The organism is Pseudomonas fluorescens (assembly GCF_902498195.1).
Classification (GTDB): domain Bacteria; phylum Pseudomonadota; class Gammaproteobacteria; order Pseudomonadales; family Pseudomonadaceae; genus Aquipseudomonas; species Aquipseudomonas fluorescens_BU.
In genome coordinates, this window is record NZ_CABVIY010000007.1 from 213,613 (window position 1) to 228,352 (window position 14,740).

At 61.2% G+C, this 14,740-nt stretch carries 12 protein-coding genes; 6 read left to right on the plus strand and 6 right to left on the minus strand.

Annotated elements, in window-relative coordinates; all coding sequences use genetic code 11:
- Nucleotides 1-16: 16 nt before the first annotated feature.
- The gene (locus F8N66_RS24740) at nt 17-1,168 is read right to left on the minus strand and encodes a TDT family transporter (RefSeq protein WP_150772651.1); all 1,152 of its coding nucleotides are present in this window, start codon (nt 1,166-1,168) and stop codon (nt 17-19) included.
- Between the two features lie 116 nt (nt 1,169-1,284).
- Nucleotides 1,285-2,184 carry a LysR family transcriptional regulator gene (locus F8N66_RS24745; RefSeq protein ID WP_150772652.1) on the minus strand — a complete coding sequence of 300 codons (900 nt, stop codon included), beginning with the start codon at nt 2,182-2,184 and terminating at the stop codon, nt 1,285-1,287.
- Nucleotides 2,185-2,342: 158 nt separating this feature from the next.
- Between F8N66_RS24745 and F8N66_RS24750 the strand changes: the two genes are divergently transcribed.
- Nucleotides 2,343-3,092, plus strand: a complete 750-nt coding sequence (locus F8N66_RS24750) for an SDR family NAD(P)-dependent oxidoreductase (protein ID WP_150772653.1) — start codon at nt 2,343-2,345, stop codon at nt 3,090-3,092.
- A 40-nt stretch (nt 3,093-3,132) separates the two neighbouring features.
- Here the strand turns inward: F8N66_RS24750 and F8N66_RS24755 are convergent, their stop codons facing one another.
- Nucleotides 3,133-4,329 (minus strand): MFS transporter, encoded by a 1,197-nt coding sequence (locus F8N66_RS24755; RefSeq protein WP_150772654.1) that lies wholly within the window; start codon nt 4,327-4,329, stop codon nt 3,133-3,135.
- 141 nt (nt 4,330-4,470) lie between these two features.
- Between F8N66_RS24755 and F8N66_RS24760 the strand changes: the two genes are divergently transcribed.
- Both F8N66_RS24760 and F8N66_RS24765 read left to right on the plus strand, forming a co-directional pair.
- A complete protein-coding gene (locus F8N66_RS24760; protein ID WP_150772655.1) occupies nt 4,471-5,007 on the plus strand; it encodes a TetR/AcrR family transcriptional regulator in 537 nt (178 codons plus the stop codon).
- A gap of 225 nt (nt 5,008-5,232) precedes the next feature.
- On the plus strand, nt 5,233-8,703 hold the full coding sequence (locus F8N66_RS24765) for a hybrid sensor histidine kinase/response regulator (RefSeq protein ID WP_150772656.1): 3,471 nt from the start codon (nt 5,233-5,235) through the stop codon (nt 8,701-8,703).
- Between the two features lie 118 nt (nt 8,704-8,821).
- Here F8N66_RS24765 and rmuC read toward each other — a convergent pair whose 3' ends face one another.
- Entirely contained in the window at nt 8,822-10,186 is a 1,365-nt protein-coding gene (gene rmuC, locus F8N66_RS24770) for a DNA recombination protein RmuC (protein ID WP_191623054.1), read from the minus strand.
- A gap of 175 nt (nt 10,187-10,361) precedes the next feature.
- Nucleotides 10,362-10,685: a sel1 repeat family protein gene (locus F8N66_RS24775; protein WP_150772658.1), complete on the minus strand. Its 324-nt coding sequence runs from the start codon at nt 10,683-10,685 to the stop codon at nt 10,362-10,364.
- Between the two features lie 986 nt (nt 10,686-11,671).
- On the opposite strand from F8N66_RS24775, the gene F8N66_RS24785 reads away from it, so the two are divergent.
- From F8N66_RS24785 to F8N66_RS24795, 3 genes are all read left to right on the plus strand, one after another.
- A complete protein-coding gene (locus tag F8N66_RS24785; RefSeq protein WP_007898912.1) occupies nt 11,672-11,896 on the plus strand; it encodes a hypothetical protein in 225 nt (74 codons plus the stop codon).
- Nucleotides 11,897-12,170: 274 nt separating this feature from the next.
- The gene (locus F8N66_RS24790; RefSeq protein WP_110964275.1) at nt 12,171-12,653 is read left to right on the plus strand and encodes a hypothetical protein; all 483 of its coding nucleotides are present in this window, start codon (nt 12,171-12,173) and stop codon (nt 12,651-12,653) included.
- 147 nt (nt 12,654-12,800) lie between these two features.
- On the plus strand, nt 12,801-14,078 hold the full coding sequence (locus F8N66_RS24795) for an OmpP1/FadL family transporter (protein WP_150772659.1): 1,278 nt from the start codon (nt 12,801-12,803) through the stop codon (nt 14,076-14,078).
- A gap of 89 nt (nt 14,079-14,167) precedes the next feature.
- On the opposite strand, the gene F8N66_RS24800 is transcribed toward F8N66_RS24795, so the two are convergent.
- A complete protein-coding gene (locus F8N66_RS24800; RefSeq protein ID WP_150772660.1) occupies nt 14,168-14,734 on the minus strand; it encodes a glutathione peroxidase in 567 nt (188 codons plus the stop codon).
- Nucleotides 14,735-14,740: the final 6 nt, after the last annotated feature.

Consider the following 14,740-nt stretch of genomic DNA (forward strand, 5'->3'; position numbering starts at 1 on the left):
ACCTAAACCTGGCCGATCATTTCTTCAATCCTGCAATGCACGGCGAGACAAACAGCTCGCCCCGCCATGCGCCCTGCAACGTGCGCTTGCCGACAATCAGCCACATCAGGGCCAGCATTGTCACCAGCACACAACCGACGACACTGAAAAACGCCAGGTGCAGCGTGCTGGCCAGCTTCAAGGTTGCCAGAGAATAGACGCCCAACGGGAAGGTGAAACCCCACCAGCCGAGGTTGAACGGGATGCCGGCGCGCAGATAACGCAAGGTGATCAGCACCGCCATCAGCATCCACCAAAGGCCGAAGCCCCACAACGTGATGCCGGCGACCAGGCCCAGCCCGGCCGCGATTTCACCGATGCCCGATAAACCGTTGGCGGCGAAAATCGCCGGCGCCTCGGCGCCCAGCAGCAACATGCCCAGCGCGCCTGTGCCGATCGGGCCCAATGCCAGCCAACTGGAGGCGGCCATGTTTTCGTGGGGCAGTTTATGCAGCGCCATGCGCAGCAGCAGAATGGTCAGAATGCTGAACGCCACCGGCAGGGAAAAGGCCCAGAGCACGTAGCTGGTCACCAGCACCACGAGTTGCGAATGGGCATCGGCGAGATGAGGAGCAAGCAGGCCACCGCTGGCCGCCGCCACTTCCGCCGCCACCACGGGCAACAGCCACACGGCGGTCATCTGGTCGATGCTGTGTTCCTGGCGGGTGAACATCATGTAAGGGATCAGCACACCGCACGCCAAGGCCATCGCCACATCCAGCCACCACAACGCTTCGGCCAGTTGCACCACGCCATCGCCCCAGCGCGGCACACCGAACACCAGGAAGCCATTAATGATGGTCGCCAGGCCCATGGGAATGGTGCCGAAAAACATCGAAACCGTGGAATGGCCGAAAATCCGTCGCGCTTCATCAAAGAACAGCACCCAGCGCGCCGCATACAACGCCGTGAACATCAGGAACAGCACGATGTTGAACTGCCAGAGCGCTTCGGCAATGGCGTGCAATACGGGGCTGGCAATGGGCAATTGCGCCAGCGCCAGGGCCAGGACACCTGTGCCCATGGTCGCGGCGAACCAGTTCGGGGTGAACTGGCGAATGACTTCGCGCGGGTGCTGCAAGGCGCTGAAGGGTTTGAGACTGAGAGTGGCGGTGTTGGGACATTTCATGGCGAACTCCTGTCCTCTGGTGAGGTTGAGCCCATCATAGATCCCAATCGAATATCGATATAACGGGTAATATCTCTAACTGTTATCTATTTAACAGATATACAACCCCACCCAGGCTAGTGCATACCGGCGAACGCCTGCGTCAACCAATCGATAAATACCCGGACCCGATTGCTCAAGTGGCGATTCGGCGGATACAGCACATGAAACGGATAACGAGGAGGGCGCCAGTCTTGAAGGATCGGCACCAACTCACCGCGCTCGATGTGCGCTTGAACCGTGTAGGTGAAGGTGTGGATCACCCCCAGCCCCGCCAGCCCCGCCGCCAGGTGGGCATTGCTTTCGTTGACACTGACGATGCCACGACCCTGCACTTCGATTTTCTCGCCGTTGCGCTCGAAACGCGCCGGCATCACTCGCCCCGTGCGGGCCGAGTGGTAGCTGATGATGCGGTGATGCTTGTCCAGGTCCCGAGGGTCAAGCGGTGTTCCGAAACGCGCGAGGTAGGCCGGGGCCGCGCAAGTGGTCCAGGACGATAAGCCCAAGGGCCGCGCCGCCAGGGACAACTCGGTCAACGGCCCGCCGCGAATGACGCAATCGACATTTTCGCTGATCAGGTCCACCGGACGATCACTGACGCCCAGGTCGATCTGGATGTCCGGGTAACGCTCATGAAAATCCGCAAGCGCCGGAATGATCAGGATACTGGCCACCGAACCTCCGACATCGACGCGGATGCGCCCCCTCGGCCGGCCTTGAGCGCTGGCAAAACTGTTGTCCAGGTCATCCAGTTCAACCATCAGCTGCAGGGCGCGCTCGTAGTAAGCCATGCCATCGGCCGTGACCGTCAGCCGCCGTGTGGTGCGTTGCAACAGGCGCACACCCAGGTGCTCCTCCAGCTCGGCCACCAATTTGCTGACCGAGGTTTTCGGCAGGCTCAGCGAGTCGGCGGCCCGGGTAAAGGACCCCGCCTCTACGACACGGGCGAAGACACGCATGGCCAGTAGTTGATTCATGGCGAATCCTCAGGGGAAGAGCCCTGAGTATTGTCCACAACCATGCACAAACAAACCCGATTCAGGTGATTTTTCTGCTTAATCCGCCGGCATAGAGTGGGGACAACGGCGCACATCAGCACCGACACCTTCCAGCATGACTCTCGGAGATTGACCCCATGAGCAGCACCCTCAAAGGCAAGATTGCACTGATCACCGGCGGCACCACCGGCATTGGCCTGGCCTCGGCCCAAGCCTTCGTCGACCAGGGCGCCACTGTGTTCATCACCGGCCGCCGTCAGGCGGAACTGGATGCCGCACTCAGCAGCATCGGCCAAAACGTCACCGGTATTCAGGGCGACGTGTCGAACCTGGCGGACCTGGACCGGATCTTCGACGTCATCAAAGCCAAGGCCGGCCATCTGGACATCGTATTTGCCAACGCCGGTGGCGGAGACATGCAGGCGCTGGGGGAGATCACTGAAGAACACTTCGACCGGATTTTCGGCACCAACGTCAAAGGCCTGCTGTTCACCGTGCAGAAGTCGTTGCCGCTGCTCATGGATGGCGGCTCGGTGATCCTCACGGCGTCCACCACCGCCACCCAGGGCACGGAAAACTTCAGTGTCTACAGCGCCAGCAAGGCGGCCGTGCGTAACTTTGCGCGCTCATGGTTGCTTGATCTGAAGGCGCGCAAGATTCGCGTCAACGTGATCAGTCCGGGCCCGATTCACACCCCGGGCCTGACCGAACTCGCGCCGCCCGATCAACAGCAGGGCCTGCTCGATCACCTGGCCAGCCAGGTGCCGATGGGCCGCCTCGGGACGCCATCGGAAGTGGGCAAGGCCGCGGTGTTCCTGGCTTCGGACGACAGCAGCTTCATCAACGGCATCGAGCTGTTTGTGGACGGCGGCTTTGCGCAGATCTGATGCCTGGTAAAAAACGGCGCCTTTAAAAAGCGCCGTTTCTTTATGACTGCCCCGTAGCGCTGCACGCATTGACGTTGCGCTGGCGAATCAGGGCGAACAACGCGCACAGCGACAGGATGATCAATACCGCGCCATAACCATCGGTGGTGCTGATCAGGCCGAAAATGTGCGTGAGGTTGCCGGCCAGCAACGACGGCAAGCAGAACGCCAGGTAACTGAGCACGTAGTACGCCGCCATCAGTCCCGCCCGCTCATGGGGCAAGGCCAGCGGGAACAGGCTGCGCACCGCGCCCAGGAAACCGGCGCCGAAGCCGCAACCGGCGACCAGCGTCCCCAGGAAAAACAATGCAAGACTGGCGCTGTGCACACCCAGCAGAATCAGGACGATGCCTGTCGGCAGCGCGCTGGCACCCAAGCGCAAGGCCTGGGTGGCGGATCGATTGCGCAGGGTAAAAATCATCGCCGCGCCCGTCACCGTCAAGACGGCCACGGTGGCGCCGCCAATCAGGTTCGAGGTAGAACCGGTGGCCGCCCGCACCAATGAAGGCGCCAGCGAGGCATAAAACCCGCCGAGCGCCCAGGTCGCGACATTCAGCGGCAGTACCCGCCACAAGGTAGGCCGCGCCTGGACCGGCACATGCAGGGTCGGGCGCAATGACGCCCAGGCACCGGCCTGGCGCGAGACGCTTTCCGGCAAACGCCAGACATACACGGCCTGCATCGCAAACAAGGCCAGCAGCAGCCAATAGGTCAGGTGCAACGGCGCCGGCGCGAATTCAGCCAACAAACCGCATCCCATACCGCCCAGAGCCATGCCGAGCAACGGCGCGACACTGTTGACCAGCGGCCCCTGCTGGCGGTCAGTGTCCAGCAGCGTTGCGCTCAATACCGCGGTCGCCATGCCGGTGGCAAAGCCTTGCAGCACCCGGGCACTGATCAGCCAGGCGACACTGTCGGCGTAGATGAACATCAGCATCGCCACGATGTTGAGCACCACCGCCGCGAATATCACCGGCTTGCGCCCCAGGTAGTCCGAGAGCGAACCGACCGTCAGCAGCGCCACCAGCAGACTGAGGGCATACACGCCGAAAATCAGGGTCAGCACGGCAGCCGAGAAATGCAGTTGCTCCTGGTACAAGTGGTACAAGGGCGTTGGCGCCGTGGATGCCGCCAGAAAACTGAGCAAGGTGATTGCCAGAAACCACAGGCTGGCACGGTTCGAATGAGACAGGGACATGGGCACGCTCCGCAAAAGCTAATTTTTTGCTTTTGCGGAGTGTGCTACCGGCTTGCGCTTAAAGCAAATTCTTTGTGTTAAGGTCCGGTTCATGGCTTTTCAGAACCGGGGCTGGCTCCGGTGCAACACAGGAAACACCTGATGACCGCTCCCGTTTTACGTCCCGGAGGCCGCAGCGCCCGGGTGCAGGAATCGATTCATAAAGCAGTGCGCGAACTCCTCGAAGAACAGGATCGCGCCACCGTGACCGTGCCGCTGATCGCCGCGCGCGCGGGGGTTACGCCTTCGACGATCTATCGGCGCTGGGGCGATCTGTCGGTGCTGCTGGCAGACGTTGCGCTCGCGCGCATGCAGCCTGAGACCGAGTCGGCCAGGACCGGCAGCCTGCAAGGCGATGTGCGGGCCTGGGCCGAACAGTATCTGGACGAGATGAGCTCCGAGCCCGGTCGTTGCATGCTGCGCGACGTACAGGCGAGCCTCAAGCCAAGCTATTGCGCGACGATCATTGGCGGGCAATTGCAGGCCATTCTGGATCGCTACCCGGATGCGCCCCGGCCCGGTGTCGATCGCCTGATCAACCTGGTGGCCGCCCCCATCGTGTTTCGCATTCTGTTTTCCGAGACGCCGATGCCGGTCGAGGAGCTGCATCGGTTGATCGAGATTGCGTTGAGTCAGTGACACCGCGTTCGCGAGCACATTTTGACCGGTGCGCGCAGGACCAATGTGGGAGCGGGCTTGCTCGCGAAGAGGCCCGCCCCAGCACCTAAAACCTGACTGACACCCCGCCTGCGACACCCCGCCACGCCACGACCTTGGTCGACACTGACTAACCCCTGCCATCGTGCGAGACTGTCTGTCTTGCCGGGCGGGAGGCCCGGCTGTCCTTGGTTGCCTGGAGTTCCCATGTCGCTGTCCAGCGGGCTGATTGCCGCCGTTGCCCTGGCCTATATGGCCATCATGTTCGCCATCGCCTTTTACGGCGACCGTCGCAGCGCGCCGTTGCCGCCGCGGGTGCGTGCCTGGGTGTACAGCCTGTCGCTGGCCGTCTATTGCACCAGCTGGACGTTTTTCGGCGCGGTGGGCCAGGCGGCCGAACAGCTGTGGTCGTTCCTGCCGATCTACCTCGGGCCGATCCTGCTGCTGATCTGCGCGCCGTGGGTCCTGCAAAAAATGGTGATGATCAGCAAACAGGAGAACATCACCTCCATCGCCGACTTCATCGCCGCGCGCTACGGCAAATCCCAGTCGCTGGCGGTGGTGGTGGCCCTGATCTGCCTGGTCGGCGTGCTGCCCTACATCGCCTTGCAGCTCAAGGGCATCGTCCTCGGGGTGAACCTGCTGATCGGAGCCGGCGCCGATGCCATGGGGGTTCGCGCCCAGGACACCGCATTGGTGGTATCACTGGTGCTGGCCTTGTTCACCATCGTCTTCGGTACGCGCAACCTTGATGCCACGGAACACCACCGTGGCATGGTGCTGGCGATTGCCTTTGAATCGCTGGTGAAGCTGTTCGCGTTCCTGGCGGTCGGCGCGTATGTGACCTTCGGGCTGTATGACGGTTTTGATGACCTGTTCAACCAGGCCATGCTCGCCCCGCGCCTTGAGGAATACTGGAAGGAAACCGTCAACTGGCCATCAATGGTGGTGCAGACCGGCGTGGCGATGATGGCGATCATCTGCTTGCCACGACAGTTCCAGATGACGGTGGTGGAAAATATCGACCCTCAGGATCTGCGCCTGGCCAAATGGGTGTTTCCGGCCTACCTCGCCCTCGCGGCGTTGTTCGTGGTGCCGATCGCCCTCGCCGGCCAGATGCTGTTGCCCAGTTCAGTGCTGCCGGACTCCTTTGTGATCAGCCTGCCGCTGGCCCAGGCACACCCGGCCCTGGCGTTGCTGGCCTTTATCGGCGGTGCGTCCGCGGCCACCGGCATGGTGATCGTGGAGTGTGTTGCGCTCTCGACCATGGTCTCCAATGACATGCTGTTGCCATGGCTGCTGCGCCGCAACAACGCCGAGCGCCCGTTCGAAGTGTTCCGCCAGTGGATGCTCTCGGTGCGCCGCGTGAGCATCGTGGTAATTCTGCTGCTGGCCTACGTCAGCTATCGGCTGTTGGGTTCGACGGCGAGCCTGGCAACCATCGGCCAGATCGCCTTCGCCGCCGTGACCCAACTGGCGCCCGCCATGCTCGGTGCGCTGTACTGGAAGCAGGCCAATCGTCGCGGCGTCTTCGCCGGCCTGGCCGCCGGCACCTTCCTGTGGTTCTACACCCTGATCCTGCCGATCGCCGCCCACAGCCTCGGCTTGCCCTTGAGTAACTTCCCCGGCCTGGCGTGGCTGCACAGCAACCCGCTGAACCTGCCGATCACGCCGCTGACCCAGGGCGTGGTCCTGTCCCTGGCCGGCAACTTCACGTTGTTCGCCTGGGTCTCGGTGCTGTCGCGCACACGGGTGTCGGAACACTGGCAGGCCGGTCGATTCATCGGCCAGGAAATCAGCTCTCGCCCCAGCGCCCGCTCGATGCTGTCGGTACAGATCGACGATCTTTTGCAATTGGCGGCTCGCTTTGTGGGTGAGGAGCGCGCGCGCCAGAGCTTCATCCGCTTCGCCTACCGCCAGGGCAAAGGCTTCAACCCCAACCAGAACGCCGACGGTGAATGGATCGCCCATACCGAACGCCTGCTGGCCGGTGTCCTGGGCGCCTCGTCGACGCGAGCGGTGGTCAAGGCCGCCATTGAAGGCCGGGAGATGCAACTGGAGGACGTCGTACGGATCGCCGACGAAGCCTCGGAAGTCCTGCAATTCAACCGCGCACTGCTGCAAGGGGCGATCGAGAACATCACCCAGGGCATCAGCGTGGTCGACCAGTCGCTGAAACTGGTGGCCTGGAACCGTCGCTACCTGGAGCTGTTCAATTACCCGGACGGCTTGATCAGCGTCGGCCGGCCCATTGCCGACATCATTCGCCATAACGCCGAGCGCGGCCTGTGCGGTCCCGGCGAAGCCGAAGTGCACGTCGCCCGCCGCCTGCACTGGATGCGTCAGGGCCGCGCCCACACCTCCGAGCGCTTGTTCCCCAATGGCCGGGTGATCGAGCTGATCGGCAACCCGATGCCCGGCGGCGGCTTCGTCATGAGCTTCACCGACATCACCCCGTTCCGCGAAGCCGAACAGGCGCTGACCGAAGCCAACGAAAGCCTCGAACAGCGCGTGGCCGAACGCACCCACGAACTGTCGCAACTGAACGTAGCCCTGACCGAAGCCAAGGGCACCGCCGAGGCTGCCAACCAGTCGAAAACCCGCTTCCTGGCCGCCGTCAGCCATGACTTGATGCAACCCTTGAATGCCGCGCGACTGTTCTCCGCCGCGCTCAATCATCAGGACGACGGTTTGTCCGGCGAAGCGCAAAAACTGGTGCAGCACCTGGACAGTTCCCTGCGATCAGCCGAAGACCTGATCAGCGATCTGCTGGATATTTCCCGCCTGGAAAACGGCAAGATCAATCCCGACACCAAGCCTTTCGCACTGAGTGAGTTGTTCGACGCTCTGGGTGCCGAGTTCAAGGCACTGGCGCGGGATCAGGGGCTGGAGTTCCGCGTCAGGGGCAGCGCGCTGCGCATCGAAAGCGACATCAAACTGTTACGCCGCATCCTGCAGAACTTCCTGACCAACGCCTTCCGCTACGCAAAAGGCCCGGTGCTGCTGGGGGTTCGCCGGCGCCAGGGCGAGCTGTGCCTGGAGGTCTGGGACCGCGGTCCGGGAATTCCGGAAGACAAACAGCAGGTGATTTTCGAAGAATTCAAGCGCCTCGACAGCCACCAGACCCGCGCCGAAAAGGGCCTGGGCCTGGGCCTGGCGATTGCCGACGGGTTATGCCGCGTACTGGGCCACACCTTGCGCGTTCGCTCCTGGCCGGGGCGCGGCAGTGTGTTCAGCGTCAGCGTCCCCCTGGCCCGACCGCAAGCCGCGTGGCCGGCCAAGGTGGCCGAACTCAATGGCAAATTGCTCGGCGGTGCGCAGGTGCTGTGCATCGACAACGAAGACAGCATCCTGATCGGCATGAACAGCCTGTTGACCCGCTGGGGTTGCCAGGTCTGGACCGCGCGCAACCGCGACGAGTGCGCGGCGCTGCTGGGCGATGGGGTACGTCCGCAATTGGCGCTGGTGGATTACCACCTGGACAACGGCGAAACGGGCACCGAGTTGATGGCCTGGTTGCGCACCCGATTGGGTGAACCGGTGCCTGGCGTGGTGATCAGCGCGGATGGGCGACCGGAGACGATGGCCCAGGTGCATGCGGCCGGGCTGGATTACCTGGCCAAACCGGTGAAACCGGCGGCGTTGCGGGCGTTGTTGAGCCGGCATTTGCCGTTGTAGTGACGCGGGCTTCAGGCATGTGGTGACGCCTTCGCGAGCAAGCCCGCTCCCACATGTTGATCTCCAGCGTTCACGGATTTTTCAAATGTGGGAGCGGGCTTGCTCGCGAAGCTTTTGGCTATTCCGGCAACTCGACCAGGCCATCGACATCCGTCATCGCCCGCTCCAGCAAATCCGCCGGCAGGCTTTTGCTGGCCCGCGCCCCAAGCAACTTCAGTTGCTCACTGCGGCTGACCAGGTTGCCGCGCCCTTCTGTCAGCTTGTTGCGCGCGGCGCTATAGGCTTTGTCCAGTTGCTGCAGGCGATTGCCGACCTCATCCAGATCCTGAATGAACAACACGAACTTGTCGTACAGCCACCCGGCCCGCTCGGCGATTTCCCGGGCGTTCTGGCTTTGCCGTTCCTGTTTCCACAGGCTGTCGATCACGCGCAGGGTCGCCAGCAAGGTGGTTGGGCTGACGATCACGATGTTGCGGTCGAACGCCTCCTGGAACAGTGTCGGCTCGGCCTGCAACGCGGCGGAAAAGGCCGCTTCGATCGGCACGAACAACAGGACGAAATCCAGGCTGTGCAAGCCGTCGAGGCGCTTGTAATCCTTGCCGGCCAGACCTTTGACGTGACTGCGCAGGGACAGGACGTGCTGCTTGATCGCGATCTGGCTGATGCCTTCGTCATCGGCCGCCACGTATTGCTGATAGGCCGTCAGGCTGACCTTGGAGTCGACCACCACCTGCTTGTCGCCGGGCAGGTAAATGATCACGTCGGGCTGGAAGCGCTCGCCGTCCGGGCCCTTGAGATTGACCTGGGTCTGGTACTCGCGGCCCTTCTCCAGCCCGGCATGCTCAAGCACCCGCTCAAGAATCAGTTCGCCCCAGTTGCCCTGGGTCTTCTGCCCTTTCAGGGCACGGGTCAGGTTGGTGGCTTCGTCGCTCAGGCGCAAATTGAGTTGCTGCAGGCGCTCAAGTTCTTTGGCCAGCGAAAAACGCTCGCGGGCTTCGGTCTGGTAGCTTTCTTCGACGCGCTTTTCAAAAGACTGGATGCGTTCCTTCAGCGGATCGAGCAACTGCCCCAGACGCTGCTGGCTGGTTTCGGCGAAACGCTGCTCACGCTCATCGAAGATCTTCCCCGCCAGTTCGGCGAACTGCGCACGTAGCTCGTCTCGCGACCCCTGCAGGTCATTGAGGCGCTGCTGATGGCTTTCCTGCTGCTCGCGCAGCTCGGCGTTGAGCGAAGCGGCCTGGGCGTCAAGGCGGCGCAATTCGGCTTCCTTGCCGGCACGTTCGATGTTCCAGGCGTGGGAAGCGTCGCGCGCATCGTCACGTTCGATTTGCAGCAGCTCGACTTCACGGCGCAGGGCGGCGAGGTCGGCCTGGCGCCCGGAATTGACCTGACCCAGGTCAGCGATTTCATCACGACAGGCTTCGAGCTGCGCGTTCAAGCCATCCTGCGCCAGATGCGCCGTGGCCAGTCGCTCTTCCAGCAGCGCCACCCCGGCCTGCGCCGAGTTCGCCTTGCGTTGAAGTTGCCAGGCCAACACCAGCAGCGGCAGAGCAGCGCCCCCCAGACCGAGCAATACGCTGGTCAAGTCCATAGCCATAGCCATTCCTGCCATTGAAATAATGCTTGAAGGTTAACCAAGGCGTCAGGTCTTGGACAGCTCAGTCTTCGATCAGGCCCAGTTCCTGCTGCGCGCGCTGATCCCCTGCCCGCGCGGCCTGGCGCAAAAGATCCTGGCCGATGCGGCGATCCCTGGCGTTCCCGCATTCGCGGCACATCAACTGGCCGAGGCGGCTTTGCGCAGCCACGACACCTTCACGAGCCGGTTGCTTGAGCAATCGCCCGGCGATGTGTTTGACGTTGGTGTTTTCGCCCAGTCGCGGGCTGTCCAGCAGCCATTCGGCCACGCGCATCGAAAAGCGCTTGGGCGGGGCAACGGTGGCTGTTTTGGAAGGGGTGGACGCGGATGGTGTACGAAACTTCATAAAGCACTGTGGGCAGATCGGAAGGCGCGCCACTCTACTCTTTTTTTCTTACAGGTAAAGCTGAAAAAATCCCGGCACGCCCGTCCTAGAGCAAGCGCTCGGGACAATCCACAGAAGCTGTGGATAACTCAGTGGACAACCGCCCCTGAAGTCTCGCAAAGCCCTGTGGAACGGGGCCTGCAGTCAAACTGACGATTTTTTCACCAGTAAAAAAAACCGATGTTTTTCATTGACTTAAATTTTGGTTACAGGCACCCACTGCGCTTGAACGATGGATGACAGTGGCGTGACAGGCTGCGCGATTAATGTGCACAAGTACCTTCGGGACGGTTATATCACTGCGCTTTTTCGGCGCATTTTGATGCCGTGCCTGGGGATAAATCGCGCTAAAACCCTGATCCAGGCAGCTGTCAGGGCTTAAATGAACAAGACCATCGGTCGGATTGCGAGTCTTTACCGGGCGTTGGATCCCATCATGCCCGGTGGGTGCGGTAATCCGGGAACGGCGAAGCCAAATGATTTTGGCTACCACACTTCCCTTCTCCCGTTCAATCCGTTAGTATCCGCGGCGTTAGTACCAAGCTGAAAGTCAATTCTGGTCGAACAAATCCCCCCGGTCAGCCTTCCCACAGGAAGCCTTGCACCGAACAAGCGGGATCGACCACCTCGATGGTTTCCAGGTAAAACCTGCGTCAGCACGGCCTTTGAATCGAATGCAAAGGGTGTTGCCAGGCTCGCTTACTCTGACCGAACCAACCTGCAAATTGATCAGGATCTTCACCCCGGGCCCAGAACCTTTGCCCTCGATGTGTTGCCTGCCCTCCTAAGTACCTACCTGCCAGCCCAAGCGCGCCAATTATCAGCGCTTCAAACTGGCTGCTTTGTTCCAGTCGGGTTCTTCGTTCGACCAACGGTGGTCGTCGTCACTGGAACGTTTTAATTTTGCACGGCTCTTATCCGTGTCGCTTGTAGGAACACCCATGACTATGTCTACTCAAATCCACACTCAGGATGCCATCCGCACCCTAACCAACGCTTTTGCACCAATGAACTGCCTGATCATGGCCGCTCGCAAAGGCTGCTTCAGCTTCACCCTGGTCAACGAACACGGCATCGCCCGTCACAGCGAACGCCTGTACCCCGATCAATACTCCAGCGCCGAACCGCTGCAGGCTGTGATCGAGCGTACCCGTCAGGCACTGGTTGCCTGACACGCCAGCAAGGCTGAAACATCAAGGCCCCGCCCAAAAAGCGGGGCTTTTTGTTGCCTGGCATTTCTCGTCGCTGGCCATCCGGTAAAGCACCAACCGATATAACGGTTATAACTGGAAGCCGGAAATATTTTAAAAACAGGCCTTTACGGAGCGAATATGACACTACACTTCAACTCAAGCGGCCTGAGCCGCTTTCGGCGAACCTGAGTCGATTCACCCGCTGCCAACGCTCCTTCAGGTTTCGCCGCCCATTTAATGTTTCGAGGGTTTTATGGGTATCGCTGCCAGCGAACTGTGCCGCTATGTGATCCGCCCCACCCTGATCTACCTGGGACGCCATAGCGCAACCGCCGAAGCCCTGCTGCTGGGGATTGCCGCCAGCCAGTCAGCCCTGGGTTCAGCACTGCACGATCGCCGTGGACACGGCCTGTACCGAATCGCCGAACCCCGCCATCAGGCGCTCTGGGACCACTACCTGGCACTCGACCCCGAGCGCGCCAGCCTGGTCCGCGGCCTGGCCAGCCAGCATGCTTTTCTCAGCGGCCCGCACCTGGAACTGACCGTCAACCTGCGTTACGCCACCGCCATCGCCTGGCTGCTGGTCGAAGAACAGAACACTCCCCTCCCCGAAGCCGACGATCTGCTGGGCATGGCCCGGATCTGGCGCCAGACCTTCCAGCCCCAAGGTCGCCTGCGCGACTTCACGTGCGCCTGGCAAACCTGTGTTTCACCGCTGAATCAGGTAGCCTGCTAACCACCCCTGGATCCAAAGATCGCTCAACAGGTCGCGAATCTGGTCGGATTGTCCTACAAAACCGCTCTAAATCAAGCGATACAGCCTATGGCGCTGGGACGAAAATGTTGGTAATTTTCGCCCCGGTGATCACCAGGAGTTCTAATAATGAAAAAAGTAATGCTCAAAACCACCATTAGCCTCGCCGTTGCCTTGGCATCCACCCAGATCTTTGCAAGTGGCTTTGCCCTCAACGAACAAAGCATCAGCGGGATGGGTACAGGTTTTGCCGGGCGATCTTCTTCTGCCGACGACGCATCCACCATTTTTGGCAACCCTGCCGGCATGTCTCGCCTCAAGCGCGAACAAGTGACCGGCGGTGTTGCATTCATCGACGCGCACACCGACATCAGCGACGCCAGCTCCCGTCCGAACGGCGGCACCAACAAAGGTGACATGGTCCCTTTCATGGGCGTGCCGATGGGCTACTACGTCAAGCCACTCGATGACCAGTGGGCGGTCGGTTTCGGCGTCTATGCACCGTTCGGCCTGGTGACCGATTACGAGAGCGGTTTTGCCGGCCGTTACTTCGGCAGCAAGAGCGAAGTGCAGATCGTGACCCTGCAGCCAACCGTCAGCTATGCCTTCAACGACAAGGTGTCGGTGGGCTTCGGTCCGACCATCAACCGCATTGACGGCAAGCTGGAATCGAACCTGTCGCTGGACCCTCGCGCACCGGACGGTGAAGTGAAGATCAAGGGTGACGACACTGCACTGGGTTACAACATCGGTATCCTGGTGCAAGCCACCGACAGCACGCGCGTCGGCCTGACCTACCACTCGAAAGTGAAGTACAAGCTCGACGGTGACACCAAGGTCAACTACGGCCTGCTCGCGGCACTGCGTCAGAACCCGAACCAGAAGTACGACGCGTCGCTGGATATCACCACGCCTGAGTCGGTCGATTTCTCGGTCACCCATCAACTGAACGACCAGTGGACTCTCTATGCAGGCAGCACCTGGACTCGCTGGAGCCGCCTGAAAGAAATCTCCGTCGAGAACAGCGGCGTTCCCGCTGCCCTGAACGCACAGTTCGGCACCATCACCGAAGAACAGAACTGGCACGACACCTGGGCCCACGCCATTGGTGCGTCCTACCAGTTGAACAAGCAGTGGGTGCTGCGTACCGGTCTGTCCGTCGACCAGGCGCCGACCAACAACGAAAACCGTTCCCCACGCATTCCGACCGGTGATCGTACGATCTTCAGCCTGGGTGCCGGCTGGAGCCCGACCGACGACCTGACCATCGACGTGGCGTATTCCTACCTCAAGGAAGAGTCGGTCCATATCAACAACAGCAATGGCGCCCCACGCAACCAGAGCTACAACGCCAAGTACGAAAACTCGGCGAACGGCTTCGGTGTCGGTGCGACCTACCGCTTCTGATGAATGTCGACGAGCCTGAACCGCTCGTCGCCTGAATCGAAAAAGCCCCGCGCTCTTGTACAGAGGCGGGGCTTTTTAGTGGGCGACGATCATGGGGCGGTAGCTAACGGCGGCGATGCCAGGGCCTTCTCGACCGCCGTAATGAACTCGGGGTCATCAGGCTTGGTCAGGCTGGAGAAACTGGCAATCACCTTGCCCTGGCGATCGACCACGTACTTGTAGAAATTCCACTTCGGCGCACTGCTTTGCTTTGCCAGTACCTTGAACAGGTTCGTGGCATCGTCGCCGCGGACTTTCTGCGGCTCGGTCATGGTGAAGGTCACGCCGTAGTTCACGTAGCAGACCTTGGCGGTTTCGGCGCCGTCCCTGGACTCCTGCTTGAAGTCATTGGACGGCACACCGATCACCTCCAGCCCCTGGTCCTTGAAACGCTGGTTCAACGCCTCAAGGCTTTTGAACTGCGGTGCAAAACCACAGAAGCTGGCGGTATTGACCACCACCAGCGGCTTGCCGGCAAAGCGTTGGCACAAATCGATGGATTCATTGGCGCGCAACTTGGGCAATGAGCCTTGCAGCAGCGCCGGGCACTCTGCCGCTTGAGCCAATCCGGTAAAGGCTACCAGTAACGCGGGAACTGCAAACCAGCGCATCAGCATATCGGT

Bases quoted from the DNA above. Each gene is read 5' to 3' on its own strand.
- F8N66_RS24740 (WP_150772651.1), bottom strand. From the start codon at position 1,168: ATGAAATGTCCCAACACCGCCACTCTCAGTCTCAAACCCTTCAGCGCC.
- F8N66_RS24745 (WP_150772652.1), bottom strand. From the start codon at position 2,184: ATGAATCAACTACTGGCCATGCGTGTCTTCGCCCGTGTCGTAGAGGCG.
- F8N66_RS24750 (WP_150772653.1), top strand. From the start codon at position 2,343: ATGAGCAGCACCCTCAAAGGCAAGATTGCACTGATCACCGGCGGCACC.
- F8N66_RS24755 (WP_150772654.1), bottom strand. From the start codon at position 4,329: ATGTCCCTGTCTCATTCGAACCGTGCCAGCCTGTGGTTTCTGGCAATC.
- F8N66_RS24760 (WP_150772655.1), top strand. From the start codon at position 4,471: ATGACCGCTCCCGTTTTACGTCCCGGAGGCCGCAGCGCCCGGGTGCAG.
- F8N66_RS24765 (WP_150772656.1), top strand. From the start codon at position 5,233: ATGTCGCTGTCCAGCGGGCTGATTGCCGCCGTTGCCCTGGCCTATATG.
- F8N66_RS24775 (WP_150772658.1), bottom strand. From the start codon at position 10,685: ATGAAGTTTCGTACACCATCCGCGTCCACCCCTTCCAAAACAGCCACC.
- F8N66_RS24785 (WP_007898912.1), top strand. From the start codon at position 11,672: ATGTCTACTCAAATCCACACTCAGGATGCCATCCGCACCCTAACCAAC.
- F8N66_RS24790 (WP_110964275.1), top strand. From the start codon at position 12,171: ATGGGTATCGCTGCCAGCGAACTGTGCCGCTATGTGATCCGCCCCACC.
- F8N66_RS24795 (WP_150772659.1), top strand. From the start codon at position 12,801: ATGAAAAAAGTAATGCTCAAAACCACCATTAGCCTCGCCGTTGCCTTG.
- F8N66_RS24800 (WP_150772660.1), bottom strand. From the start codon at position 14,734: ATGCTGATGCGCTGGTTTGCAGTTCCCGCGTTACTGGTAGCCTTTACC.